Origin of the sequence: Thermoanaerobacterium thermosulfurigenes, from assembly GCF_051201035.1 — a bacterium.
Lineage (GTDB): Bacteria > Bacillota > Thermoanaerobacteria > Thermoanaerobacterales > Thermoanaerobacteraceae > Thermoanaerobacterium > Thermoanaerobacterium thermosulfurigenes.
Window position 1 is genome coordinate 1 of sequence record NZ_JBPODR010000037.1, and the last position, 13,825, is coordinate 13,825.

At 33.2% G+C, this 13,825-nt stretch carries 12 protein-coding genes and 1 pseudogene; 9 read left to right on the plus strand and 4 right to left on the minus strand.

Annotated elements, in window-relative coordinates:
• Positions 1-325: 325 nt before the first annotated feature.
• The 7 genes from HNR52_RS11030 to HNR52_RS11060 all read left to right on the plus strand — a co-directional run bounded on the left by HNR52_RS11030 (position 326) and on the right by HNR52_RS11060 (position 8,631).
• Complete coding sequence (locus HNR52_RS11030; RefSeq protein WP_435620589.1) at positions 326-1,390, plus strand: M24 family metallopeptidase; 1,065 nt, start codon at positions 326-328, stop codon at positions 1,388-1,390.
• A 56-nt stretch (positions 1,391-1,446) separates the two neighbouring features.
• On the plus strand, positions 1,447-2,439 hold the full coding sequence (locus HNR52_RS11035) for an asparaginase (protein WP_435620590.1): 993 nt from the start codon (positions 1,447-1,449) through the stop codon (positions 2,437-2,439).
• A 51-nt stretch (positions 2,440-2,490) separates the two neighbouring features.
• The gene (gene pckA / locus HNR52_RS11040) at positions 2,491-4,020 is read left to right on the plus strand and encodes a phosphoenolpyruvate carboxykinase (ATP) (RefSeq protein ID WP_435620591.1); all 1,530 of its coding nucleotides are present in this window, start codon (positions 2,491-2,493) and stop codon (positions 4,018-4,020) included.
• Between the two features lie 18 nt (positions 4,021-4,038).
• A complete protein-coding gene (locus tag HNR52_RS11045) occupies positions 4,039-5,229 on the plus strand; it encodes a pyridoxal phosphate-dependent aminotransferase (protein WP_435620592.1) in 1,191 nt (396 codons plus the stop codon).
• Positions 5,230-5,263: 34 nt separating this feature from the next.
• On the plus strand, positions 5,264-6,694 hold the full coding sequence (locus tag HNR52_RS11050; RefSeq protein WP_435620593.1) for an amino acid permease: 1,431 nt from the start codon (positions 5,264-5,266) through the stop codon (positions 6,692-6,694).
• Positions 6,695-6,822: 128 nt separating this feature from the next.
• Positions 6,823-8,223: a phosphodiester glycosidase family protein gene (locus HNR52_RS11055; RefSeq protein ID WP_435620594.1), complete on the plus strand. Its 1,401-nt coding sequence runs from the start codon at positions 6,823-6,825 to the stop codon at positions 8,221-8,223.
• Between the two features lie 66 nt (positions 8,224-8,289).
• Entirely contained in the window at positions 8,290-8,631 is a 342-nt protein-coding gene (locus HNR52_RS11060; protein WP_013787638.1) for a PqqD family protein, read from the plus strand.
• A 1-nt stretch (position 8,632) separates the two neighbouring features.
• On the opposite strand, the gene HNR52_RS11065 is transcribed toward HNR52_RS11060, so the two are convergent.
• Positions 8,633-9,085 carry a DUF1003 domain-containing protein gene (locus HNR52_RS11065; protein ID WP_435620595.1) on the minus strand — a complete coding sequence of 151 codons (453 nt, stop codon included), beginning with the start codon at positions 9,083-9,085 and terminating at the stop codon, positions 8,633-8,635.
• 79 nt (positions 9,086-9,164) lie between these two features.
• Positions 9,165-9,464 (minus strand): carboxymuconolactone decarboxylase family protein, encoded by a 300-nt coding sequence (locus HNR52_RS11070; RefSeq protein WP_435620596.1) that lies wholly within the window; start codon positions 9,462-9,464, stop codon positions 9,165-9,167.
• Between the two features lie 151 nt (positions 9,465-9,615).
• Between HNR52_RS11070 and HNR52_RS11075 the strand changes: the two genes are divergently transcribed.
• Both HNR52_RS11075 and murJ read left to right on the plus strand, forming a co-directional pair.
• Positions 9,616-9,942 carry a thioredoxin domain-containing protein gene (locus HNR52_RS11075; protein ID WP_041592206.1) on the plus strand — a complete coding sequence of 109 codons (327 nt, stop codon included), beginning with the start codon at positions 9,616-9,618 and terminating at the stop codon, positions 9,940-9,942.
• 165 nt (positions 9,943-10,107) lie between these two features.
• Positions 10,108-11,661 carry a murein biosynthesis integral membrane protein MurJ gene (gene murJ / locus HNR52_RS11080; protein ID WP_435620597.1) on the plus strand — a complete coding sequence of 518 codons (1,554 nt, stop codon included), beginning with the start codon at positions 10,108-10,110 and terminating at the stop codon, positions 11,659-11,661.
• 47 nt (positions 11,662-11,708) lie between these two features.
• On the opposite strand, the gene HNR52_RS11085 is transcribed toward murJ, so the two are convergent.
• On the minus strand, positions 11,709-13,625 hold the full coding sequence (locus tag HNR52_RS11085; RefSeq protein ID WP_435620598.1) for an FAD-dependent oxidoreductase: 1,917 nt from the start codon (positions 13,623-13,625) through the stop codon (positions 11,709-11,711).
• 29 nt (positions 13,626-13,654) lie between these two features.
• A pseudogene (locus HNR52_RS11090) lies at positions 13,655-13,825 on the minus strand (PIG-L deacetylase family protein); the annotation flags it as partial.

Sequence of the window (13,825 nt, forward strand, 5' to 3'; positions counted from 1 at the left end):
TCATATGTTGTATGGATGGTCAGCATTTGTTCAACAATTTTTATAAATATCTCTAATATAATTTTTGGCACAGACAAAACCTCATCTCTCAGATTATTTTGACTAAATTCGACTCAAGTTATTGGATTATTAGGAATATTGCTTATTATGCTAATTACCTATGTAGCGAGTAAAGGTTTAATAATTATAAAAACAGTAGAATTATTAGTTAACAAAAGGACCTAAAGGGATAGAAAATCTCCCGTTTATTTAAGAAAAATACAAAGATTTATAAAATATGTCAATATATTAAAAATAAATGTGAAAATGAAAAGGAGATTTTAATATGAATAAACGTTTAATAAAATTACAAGATTTGCTAAGCCAATACGATTTTGATGGTTATTACATATCAAAACCGGCAAATGTATCTTACATAACCGGTTTTACAGGAGATGATAGTATTGCTATTGTTACAAAAGATAAAGCTTTTTTCATTACAGATTCAAGATATACTGAACAGGCAAAAATTGAGACAGATGGCTTTTCAATAATAGACAATAATCGTGATATGTTTAAAGCGGTAAGCGAATGTATCAATTTGTCTGGAATAAAAAAATTAGGTTTCGAAAGTGGTTATATGACTTATGAAACCTATTCAATGCTAAAAGAAACTTGCAAAATTCAGCTAGAACCACTGAATAACATAATAGAGTCATTTCGTTCTATAAAAGATGAAAAAGAAATTGAAAATATTAAACAAGCTCAAAGGATAGCTGAGAAAGCATTTGAACATATCTTGAGCATTATAAAAGTAGGAATGAAAGAAAAAGATATCGCTGCTGAAATAGAATACTACATGAGAAAAGAGGGTGCAGAAGGTACATCTTTTGATACTATCGTTGCTTCAGGATTTAGATCTGCATTACCACATGGCAAAGCATCTGAAAAAACAATAGAAAATGGCGAGTTTGTTACATTTGATTTTGGATGTAAATATAATGGATATTGTTCAGATATGACTAGAACAGTAGTCATAGGTAAAGCTACAGAAGAACAAAAAAAGATATATAATATTGTGTTAAATGCGCAAAGAAATGCCATAGAAAATTTAAAAGCAAATATAAAAGAAAGTGAAGGAGATTATCTAGCACGAAGTATCATAGAAAATGAAGGATATGGTGAATATTTCGGACATTCATTAGGTCATGGTGTTGGACTTGAAATACACGAAGCACCATTTATGGCTAAAAATAAGAATGGTATTTTAAAAGTCAATATGGTAGTAACGGTTGAGCCAGGAATATATATACCAAATTTTGGAGGAGTTAGGATTGAAGATATGGTAGTAATAAAAGAAAATAATGTTTTAGATCTTACAAATTCACCAAAAGATTTAATGGAGATTTGATGTTGAGGCTAAAATAGTGAGTTTGAATGACGGATTAATCTAATCAAAGAGGTAAGGTGAAAAGTTTGAGCAAAAAAGTTGCAATTGTATTTACAGGTGGAACTATTGCTATGGCGATGAATAAAGATAAAAATTCTTTTGTTCCAGCATTAACAGGTTATGAAATTATGAAATTGTTTAATAATCATTTTGATGATGTTGAAATAGAAATAGTTGATTTTGGGAATTATCCAAGTCCACATATTACAATTGACTTATTAAAAAAATTAAAAAGTGTAATTCTGAGTCTATTAAATAGAAGTGACATATGTGGAGTTATAGTGACACATGGCACTGACACTTTAGAAGAATCTGCGTATTTCTTGGATTTAACGTTGGATTCTTCTAAACCAGTTATTTTGACTGGTTCAATGAGAAATATTTCTGAAGATGAGTATGATGGGATAAATAACATAAAGGCATCAATTAGAGTTGCGATTAATGAAAAATCTATTGGCAAAGGCGTATTAGTTGTGTTTAATAATAAGATATTTGCTGCCAGTGAAGTTGTCAAGATTAGTACCAGCAGCTTGGATGCTTTTTGCAGTCCGATGTTAGGTCCTATTGGCTTTGTGGATACCGATAAAGTCATATTTTACAGAAACATAATACCGCAGAAGAAAATTTTAACTGATGCAGTAGAAGAGAAAGTTAGCCTTTTAAAGACTGTAATTGGGATGGATGACAAATTAATAAAGTTTTGCGTTGACTCTGGAGATAAAGGAATAGTTATTGAAGGTACAGGAAGAGGTAATGTAACGCCTACTATGGTAGAAGGAATCAAATATGCAGTAGCCAATAATGTTATTGTTGTTATAGTTTCTCGGTGTCTTACTGGTCGTGTGCTTGACACTTATGGATATAAGGGTGGAGGTAAAGAGTTAGTATCAATAGGAGCTATTTTGGGTGAAAATCTCAATGGGCTTAAAGCAAGAATAAAGTTGATGTTGAGCTTAGGATATTCAAATAATTATGAAGAAATTAAAAGAATGTTTCAATCTGCATATTAAGAGCATTGCAATGTTAGTATACCTTTATGATGCTTGAGAGGAGAATTGTTTATGCTTGATATAGATGATGTTTTAGAAAATTCTAGCAATATTCTCTATAATATGCCTGTTTCAGACTTGATAGAGGAAGCTATAAAAAATAATGAAGGAAAATTATTAGAAAATGGTGCATTTGACGTTTATACAGGGAAATACACTGGAAGATCACCAAGAGATAAATACATTGTAGATGAAGAGTCTATTCATAATGATATTTGGTGGACAAATAATAAATCTATGGAAAAAGAAAATTTTATAAAAATTTATAACAAAGTCGTTAATTATATAAAAAATAAAAAGCTATATGTTTTTAGAGGCTTTGTTGGTGCAGATCCGCAATATAGATATCAACTTACAGTTGTTAATGAATATGCTTATCAAAATGCTTTTGTACATCAATTATTTATTAATCCTAAAAGTGAAAATGAACTAAAAAAAGAATCTGATTTTACAGTTATTTGTGTTCCTAATTTTTTAGCTGACCCAATTGTTGATGGAACAAATTCTGAAGCATTTATCATTATAAGTTTTGAGGAAAAGATGATTTTAATTGGTGGAACAAAATATTCTGGAGAAATAAAAAAATCCGTTTTCACAATGATGAATTATATGATGTTGAAAAGAAATGTACTACCTATGCATTGTGCAGCAAATATAGGTCCAAATAATGATACAGCACTTTTTTTTGGATTGTCTGGAACTGGAAAGACAACTTTATCAACAGATCCAGAAAGGTATTTGATTGGTGACGATGAACATGGATGGTCTATGCGTGGAATTTTTAATTTTGAAGGTGGCTGCTATGCAAAATGTATAAATTTATCCCCATATAGTGAACCTGAAATATGGAATGCAATCAAGTTTGGAACAATTTTAGAAAATGTAGTTTATGATACGAATAATGTACCGGACTATACAAGCAGTAAAGTAACTGAAAATACAAGAGCTTCATATCCTCTTGAATATATTTCTAGAAGATCTAAAAATGGAATTGGAGGAAATCCTAAAATTATATTTTTCTTGACAGCCGATGCTTTTGGAGTATTACCTCCAATTGCCAAATTGACAAGTGAACAAGCTGTTGACTATTTCTTATTGGGTTATACGAGCAAAATACCTGGAACAGAAAAGGGAATTTCCGAGCCTCAAGCGACATTCTCGCCATGTTTTGGGGCACCATTTTTGCCGTCATTTCCCAAGAAATATGCTGATTTATTGAAGGAAAAAATTGCAGAAAATAATACAACAGTTTACCTGATAAATACTGGATGGATAGGTGGGCCTTATGGGATTGGTAAAAGAATAGAACTAAAATATACAAGAGAAATAATTAAAAATGCATTAGATGGCAAATTAGAAAAGACAAATTTTAAAAAAGATGCGGTATTTGATTTATTAATACCAGAAAATTGTGATAATGTCCCTAACCAATTGCTAGATCCTTTAAAAACATGGAATGAAAGGAAAAATTATTTGGAAACTGCTAATAAATTATTATCTGTTTTTAAATCAAAATTAGATAATATTAAACACGATATTTAAGTTAGGGGAGATAAGAATATGATTTTATCTAAAAGTGCTATGGGAATAACACCTTCTGCAACACTTGAAATAACAGCAAAAGCAAATAAATTGAGATCGCAAGGAATAGACGTTATTAGTTTTGGAGCTGGAGAACCAGATTTTCCTACCCCTCAATTCATAAAAGATGCAGCAGTAGACGCATTAAATAAGAATTATACTAGATATACTGCATCGTCAGGTATTGGTGAACTAAAAGAGGCTATATGCAAAAAATTATTACTTGACAATGGGTTAAATTACACAGTAGATCAAATAGTTGTTTCTAGTGGCGCTAAGCATTCTATTTTCAATGCTATGCTTGCTATATTAAACCCTGGAGATGAAGTTATAATTCCATCACCATATTGGGTCAGTTATCCTGAAATGGTTAAGTTGATTAATTGCAAACCTGTCATTGTGAAAACAAAGCAAGAGAATAACTTTAAAATTTCCGCTGATGAATTTATAAGATCAATTACAAAAAGAACAAAATTATTGATTTTAAATAGCCCTAATAATCCTACAGGAGCAATTTATTCAAGAGAAGAATTATCAGAAATTGCAAGAATAGCGGTTGAAAATAACATATTTATAATTTCTGATGAAATATATGAAAAATTAATATATGAAGGGAAACACGTAAGTATTGCATCTATAGATGAAAAAATTAAAGATTTAACAATAGTGATAAATGGCATGTCAAAAGCATATTCAATGACAGGGTGGAGAATTGGCTATAGTGCATCAAGCTTAAAAATAGCTAAGGTAATTAGCAATATACAGAGTCATACTACTTCTAATCCAAATACAATAGCACAATATGCTAGTATTGCTGCCTTAAAAGAAGGTCATGATTTTACAGACGAAATGAAAAAAGAATTTGATAAAAGAAGAAATTTAATTCTGTCATTGCTAGATAATATTAGAGGGCTTAAATACATAATACCAAAAGGTGCTTTCTATGTATATGTCAACATAGATTATTATATTGGTAAATCTTATAAAAATGTTATTATAAATGATTCAATTGATATGGCTAAATATTTAGTAGATGAAGCTAATGTGGCAATAATACCTGGACAACCTTTTGGAAATGACAATTATATTAGATTATCCTACGCAACTTCAGTTGAAAATATCAAAATTGGTCTTGAAAGAATAAAAAGTGCTTTAGAAAAGCTAGTTTAAAACTATAAATTCTATAAAAAAGGAGTGGTAAATTTTGCATAGCAAAAAAAGAATTGGTTTATGGTCATTAGTAATGCTAACTTTTGTACCAACATTTGGATTTAATAACATTACGACGAATGCTGTTGCATTAGGACCAGCTGCAATTCCATCTTGGCTTATTGTCTCTCTATTATATTTTTTACCATTATCGATTATGATTGCAGAGTTAGCATCTGCAAATCAAGATAAAGAAGGTGGTATTTATACTTGGATAAATAGTTCTTTAGGTCCTAATTGGGCATTTATAGGTACATGGTCTTATTTTGTAGCAAACCTTTTTTATCTTCAAATGGTTTTTGCAAGAATACCTGTTATGGTATCTTGGGCTTTATTTGGTGAAAATAGATTTACAAATCCAGCTATCCTTGTTTATTTAAGTTTAATTTTAGTAGTTGTCTTAACATATATAGCTACATTAGGTGTAAAAACGTTCTCGAAAATTAGCGACATTGGAGGAAAATTAACATTAGCAACAACTGTCATATTTATAGTATTTGCTATCGTTGGAGTAATAATTGGTAAAAATCCATCTGCAACTACATTTACTGCCAAGACCGTTATTCCTGAATTTAATGCATCATATTTTTCAACATTCTCATGGTTATTATTGGCTGTTGCAGGCGCAGAAGTAGCTGGTACTTATATTAAAGATGTGGATAATCCGAGGAAAACTTTTCCTAAAGGTGTTATTATAGCTACTATATTTATAGCTCTAGCGTACATTATTGGTTCACTTGCAGTTTGCTTTGTTGCATCACCGGAGGTACTTGAAAAGGCAGGACTAAAGGATGCAGGATATATTGTATATAAAATTCTTGCACATAACTGGGGACTAGGAAGTGGTAAACTTGCTGTTCAAATATATGCACTTATCTATACAATAACTTCTATTGCAGCATATATTGTTTGGATGGAATCACCACTTAGAGCTATGTTTTCAGAAGTTCCAGAGGGTACATTCCCAAAATTTATAACTAAAAAGCGTGAAGATGGAACTATGGTTAATGCATTATGGATTCAGTGTGCAGTTCTTATTGTGCTTATCGCAGTCCCTCTTGTAGGACTAAAGGGAATAAATGATTTCTTTGTATTGCTTACTAACTTATCATCACTTTCATTGGTTATTCCTTACATTGTACTTGGAGCTGCATATCTGGTTTTCAGAATGAGAGGAAATCACGCTCCATTTGAAATGATTAAGTCGAAATCAATAGTTATTATAGCTTCTGGAATAGTTCTTATTCTTGGTATATTTGCATTTTTCGGCGCTGGTTGGGGAGATTTTGTCGATTCTAAAAGCTTCAGTGAAGCAATAATACCTATATTAAAGGACTATGGTGGACCTGTTTTATTAATAATAGTAGGATTTATAATAACGCGTATTACATCAGCAATTACTCCCACAAAAATTAACAAAAATTAAGAAGGAATTTTTTAAAATATGTCGAATCCTAATAAAGTATTATAATAACTATAATTTCTTATAAGCTATTTCTATAAAATGAGAGGAGGATAAGGAATAACACTTAGATAATAGTTGTTCCAATTGATATGAAAAAAATTCCACAAATTATTGTACTCTTGATTTTGGTTTTTATATTTTCACATGTTTATGCTGATACATGCTACAATGGTTTTTTGTATACATACCAAAATAATAGCTATATGATGGTGCCTGCCAGAGGTGTATTTCAGAGCATGGGGGCAGATGTAAAATGGGATGGTGATACTCAAACAGTTAAAATCATAAAAGACAGCCTTCAAATCGTGCTTAAGATTAACAGTACAAATGCAGTTGTCAATGGAGAAGGCAAAGATATGCCGGTGCCTGCTATAATAAAAGATGGATCAACCTTTTTGCCACTTCGGTTTTTGGCTGAATTGATTGGTGATAATCAAGTTAAATGGGATGATAGTACGCAAACTGCTGCTATTCCTTTTAATAATTCATATATTTATGTTAAAGCGGTTGATTATAGCTTAGATGCGACAAGTTTTACTAAGAAAGTTGATGGTGTTGTTGTGACGGGTGTAAGAATACCTCACAACTCGCCATATAAACCTGCGGTTATTTTGGCAAATAATCAGATAGGTACTACACAGAGCCTATATGACATGGCCAAATACTATAATGCAGATATTGCAATAAACGGTACATTTTTCAATGCTTATGGTGGAGATCCGGTACCGTGGAATACTATAATCAAAGATGGCAAAGTTGTGCATATAGTTAATGTAGGATCTGTCTTTGGCTTTACGGCTAATGGGCAGGTGAAGATGGATAAGCTGAGAATAAGTATTGTAGGTGGGACTAATGGTTCTTATAGCTGGCCAAATAATTGGTATGCTTATGGTTTCAATCACATACCTTCTATAAACTCGGTATATATATTTACATCTGAGTGGGGCAGTCACCTTGGCTTCAACTATGGAATAAATATTGTGGTAGAAAATGGCGTTGTTAAAGATATTAAAGAAAATCAAGATGTAAATATTCCTGCAGATGGATATGTCATAAATCTCAATGGCAGCGAGGAATACTTGGCTAAAGTATTCAATGTAGGCAAGACAGTTGACTATAAAATCAACTTTACAAATGATAGTGGAAATCCAGTTGACTGGTCTGATGTTGTTGAGGCTGTAGGAGCAGGTCCTACTCTTGTTAAAGATGGTGTGGTCAGTGTAGACCCTGTAGGAGAGGGTTTTACAGAGGATAAAATCGTAAGCTTATCATATGCAAGAAGTGCTATTGGAGTAACGGCACAAGGTGACATTCTTCTTGTGACTACACCAGAGATTACTGTGTATCAGTTGGCACAGATAATGAAAGATTTAGGTGCATACAATGCAATGAATCTTGATGGTGGTGCTTCTTCTGGGCTTTATTTTAAAGGTGAGTATTTAACAAAGCCAGGTAGGGATTTAAGTAATGCACTGATATTCTACAAATAAATGTGTGATATAATATATTTTAGTGACTGCATAAAAAAACACGATAATATAAGGATGATGTGATAAATGGCTAAAAAGAACAACAATTTCATGCTTTATGTACCTATTCATTCAAAAAAACTTATGTGGGAAGAGAATGATAACATAGTCAAGCTTTTGTTTAGGCATGATAAAATTGTTGAGCGGTTGGTAAGGCTTTTTATCAAAAGACCAAAGATAACTACGATAGAGCTTGATGAAATCGGCAGCACCGTTTGGAAGCTTATTGACGGAAAAAGAACTGTTTATGACATTGGCATTAAGCTTAAAGAAGTTTACGGCGATAAAGCTGAGCCTACATACGATAGACTAAACAAATATTTACGCTATTTGCATCAAAATGGATGGATTAGATGGAGGATTCAATAATTTATTGTTTTTGCGTTTGACTTTCTAAAAGCTTCAGTATTTTTTCTTGATTTTCAATGATTTTATCTGCTTTTGTATGTAGGTCTTCTATTATTAACTCTGCTTTTAAATTGACTTCGTAGTCATTTTGTGCTCTTAACCTATCTTTTGCTTCTTGTCTGTTTTGGCTCATCATGATTATTGGAGCTTGTATTGCAGCAAGGCAGGATAAAACCAAATTTAAGAGTATAAATGGATATGGGTCAAAGTGCCTTATAAGAGCGACACTATTTATAACCATCCAAACGATAAGCAGAAAGCCAAACGTAAATATAAAAGACCAACTGCCAGCGTAGTCTGCTAATTTATCTGCCATCCTATCGCCAAATGTCAGGGAATCTTTGTGTTCTTCGTTGATATTTTTGGAGACTTTCTTGTTAATATATGAATGTATCAGTTTTTCTTTATTATCCATATTTGTGTTCACCTCTACTATATGATTTTTAATACAGTGAGAAGCTTAAATTTCATTAAAGCTTCTCACTTTTTAATGGTTATTTGTTTTTGAAAGCAGAAATGTATGAAGCTAATATTGTATTTCCGGATGCGAAGTATGCGATTCTAATTGCTTCTTTTATTTCTTCCTCGCTTACCCCCATATTTCGCAGTTGATTTGATATGTTTTCTACTCCAAGGTTAGCGCCGTGCAATGCATCAATAGCCAGTGCAATTAACAATTTTGTCTTTTGGTCTAATGAGCCTGGTCCCATTGCATAAGAATAGACTTTTTCTATTGCAGATGCAAATTCAGGATCATTTTTATCAAGAGATGACAAAAATGGTGGTAATGGCATCTAAATCCCTCCTAGTATATTTTTACATAATATATTATATCACCATTGAAAATCAAATTTTAATATTAAGGCAAGATATATAAAAATTTTTCGCTTTGTGGTAAAATACTTTATATGTTAGATTTAAAAATAATTTCGGAGGGCAAAGATGATGGAAAAATTATATGCAGTTGACGATATAAAGAAATTTGTGAATGATGAAGAAATGGCGCTATTGTATTTTTCAACAAATGATTGTGGTATATGCACTACATTGCTTCCAAAACTTGAAGAGATGCTATTAAATTATGACAAGATATCCAGTGGTCATGTTTCTATAGACGAATTGCCTGCTACATCATCGGAGTTTTCGGTTTTTACTGTGCCAACAGTGCTTCTTTTTGTGGAAGGGAAAGAAGTCATAAGAGAGGCGAGATTTATAAGCATGGACATCTTAGAAGAGAAGATACAGAAGTATTATGATCTGTTTTTTTCATAAGTTACAATGGCTATTAATGTAAAAAAATTTATTTTTAGTCGATAAAACTCTTCAATTTTGAAATTGCTGTGTATTGCCTAAAAGCCGTTTGCGATGTAAAATATAAAATTGTTATGAAGCTTAAAATCACTGCTAAGAAAAATTACGAGTTAGATTGGAGATCGTATGAGTAATAAGAAACTGTTTAAGTCGGCAAGCATTGTTGCATTTATAACGATTTTGGGGAAATTTGCTGGGCTTTTGAAAAATACTGTACAGGGTAAGGTGTTTGGCACCACATGGGCTACTGATGCATATACGGTGTCTTTAAATATTCCTACAGTGCTTTACTCTATAATAGGTGTTGCTGTATCTACAGCTTTTATACCACTTTTAAATGAGACGTATGCTAAGCGTGGCAAAGATGAGATGTTTGATTTTGCTAACAATATAATGAACATTTTATTTTTGTTTTCATTTGCCATATTCGTCATAGCATGGATTTTTTCGCCATACTTGGTAAGATTGATGGCGTCGAATTTTACAGGTGAGAAGTTCCAACTTGCAGTAAATTTGACCAAAATAAGCATTGTAAACATGCTGTTTTTAAGCATGTCAGCAGGTTTTACTGCTATTCTTCAGACTCTTAACGACTTTACTGCACCTGCTTTAAATGGTATTTTGATAGACATTCCACCTATAGTGTTTATGCTGTTTTTTGCAAAGGATGGTGGCATAGTAGGCCTTACTGTCTACACTACAGTCGCATTTGGCCTTCAGGTGGTAAACCAGATACCGTGGCTTATCAAGAACAAGTACAGGTATAGCCTAAAAATTGATTTTAAAGATCCTCGCATAGTAAGGATGCTTAAGCTCATTAGCCCTGTCATTGTGGGATTATCTGTAAATCAGATAAACATAATCATAAATACGAGGCTTGCTTCAGGATTGCCGAATGGAAACATCACCGCTTTTAGCTATGCCAGCTTATTGACAGGTGCTTTTTACGGGACATTTGCCACGTCGGTTGTGACAGTCATATTTCCTACTTTGTCAAGGGAAGGGAGCACCGGCGATTATAAAGGCATGAAATCTCACATGATAAAGGCTATAAACAATATCAATATGATCATGATTCCCGTTACTTTAGGCATCATGATTTTAAGGTACCACATAATAGATATACTTTTTAAACATGGTAGGTTTAATGATTATAGTGTTGAGATTACAGCTATTGCGCTTTTATACCTTTCAATAGGAATGATTTTTTACGGCATAAGAGATGTGTTTAATGTATCATTTTACTCCACAAATGACACGAGAACGCCTATGATAAACAGTATTTTAGGCATAGCAGTAAATATATTGATAAGCATAATACTGGTAAAATATATAGGTATCGCTGGTCTTGCCATAGGCTCATCTGCATCTGCCGCAATCTGTGCTATATTATTGATGAAGGATTTTAGAAAGAAGATGGGAGCTTTTGGTGGACGCGATATTGTAATTACCGGTGGTAAATTGGTATTATCTTCTATTGTCATGGGCGCAGCGGTATTTTTAATGAACAATTTTCTTTCAAGATACATGGTTGGATTTAAGATGGAATTGTTGCTTACAAGTTTGATCGTCATTATTGGTGGTGCCATATACGTTGGTATGATGCTTCTTTTAAAAGTGAAAGAGTTTAAATACTTATTTGGCATTGTTGCAAACAGAATAATTAATTTTCAGAATTAATTAAAGCTCGGCTAAAAACCGAGCTTTTTTGCATATATTTTACTTTGTCAGAGTTTGCTTAGATAATTGTGAAGTGACAATATCATGTCATATGAATCTTCCCATTTTACATATTTTGTATCTTTCATCTTTTGATATGCTGTATCAGATATTAATCCTTTTTCATATGCTAAATCGCATAAACTACCACTATATTTATTAGCCTCATTTCTGTATCCAGCATAAGTCAATAGTATATCTGCAGCTTCTTCTTTCGTAAGAGGCTTGTCTACAATGTATTTTTGCAGATATTGATAATCATCATCTATGAGCTGTGATTTATCTGGTATTGTCATTTTAATCATGTTTGATGCCATATAATAAAATGATATGCTTTTTATGTTTTCATCAAGCTTAAAATCATTTGTGTATCCAGGCACTATAAGACCCCAATGAAGGGCAAATTTTAGCCCGTCAAAAGCCCAACTTTTCTCTACAGCTTCTTCTACTTTAAACGGTTTAAGGTACGCTCCTTGGCTTACTAATATGGACTGTATGTTCTTTATATCTTCTTCATTCTTTGCGATGTCTTCAAATGATTTGTCTTTGGCTATGGAGTATGCTGACGCTACACCTGCCGCATCTCCTTCTGCCATGCCTATTGGTATTGTTCTGGCAGAGCCTGCAGCTAAGTGGCTGTAGGATGCTGATCGCCCTACTACTAAAAGGTTGTCTACTTTTTCTGGCACTATGCACCTAAATGGCACTGCATACTCTACAGGCTTTCCGTATACATATCCCGTGTCTTCTGGTGATGTTGCTTGTACGTCTACTGGATATGAGCCTATTGCTATCCTGTCATAAAAGTCCCTGTTGAATACAACATCGTTTATGTCAAGTGTGTAGTATCCTTTTATGTGCCTCGTCTCTCTTACATACAGCTCATCTGCTGTGCCGTCAAGCTGCACTTTCTCAAAACCAGGGATGTTTTCTCTAAAAAACTGCACTATTCTTTGGAGCTCTTTCTTAGCTAATTCCATTCCTTTTTCTATTGATGATTGATTAAGTCCGTCTACGCCGTATATCAAAAGTGCGTTTACTAATACTGTGCCGTCATCTTGTCTACCGAGATTAAGACCTCTTAACCTAAGCATAGGCGTTGAAGGCTTGTAGTTTTTTGTGATGGATAGAAATCCATTTGCAGATGTGTCGTTTATATACGTTGCTGGTATCTTTTTTTCGTATTTTATTATTTTTATAAGGTTGTCCCAGTCAATACCTTTTAGTCTAAAGACAAGAGTCGATGCCTGTACTTTCCCTTTTAAGCCCATGTCTTCTGCGCCGATTGTGTATGGCACACCTGCAGATGCTGCAACTGAGGCATCCTGCGTTGCATCGATTATCCTTTTGCCGTAGTAGTTTACTTCTTTTCCGTCCTTTAATGCTGTTATGCCTATTATCTTGTTTCCGTCCATTATAGGTTTTTCAAATGTTGTATTGTACGACTGGGTGATGTTTGGAAGGCTTAAAAGCTTCAAGAATACTTCTTTTGCCTTTTTTACATCAAAGGAGTTTTTTGAGCCTATGCCTTTAAAAAACTCTTTGAATGTGCCTTGTGTAAGCAATGTACCGTCAGGACCTATGCTCATGTCTATAGTATTTAGCATACCGTACGTCATGAGGCCGCCGGGACCATCGTGCTTGTCGATTATTAAGACTTTGGCGTCGTTTTTTGCAGCAGACCTTGCAGCGGCGACGCCTTCCGGCTCTGCTCCTACTACTATGACATCGTATTGGCTTCCGTCTTTAGGAAGGTTAAGCTTTATAGGTTTAGGAAGATTTGAATTTTCCTCTATAACTTTAGCTTTAGTCTCCTGTGATGATTTTTTGTGCTTTTCTACGTAAAAGTAGCCACCTACTGCCGTTATTATTAGTACCGACACGATGAAAAGCGATATCACTGTCTTTAAATATTTCTTTTGCAAAATTAGTCACCTCGATTCATGAAAAGCGGCTATGCTTGCTTAGATATCTTGTACAAATTCCAAGGAATCTTATCGATAAGTCTTCCTTTGTATATTGAGTCAGAACCCATGAATATATAGCGCAAGTCCTGTTTTTGTGGGATATTCAATTTTATCCACAATATATTTTTGTCTATTATTGGTCTTGATGCTATAGATTT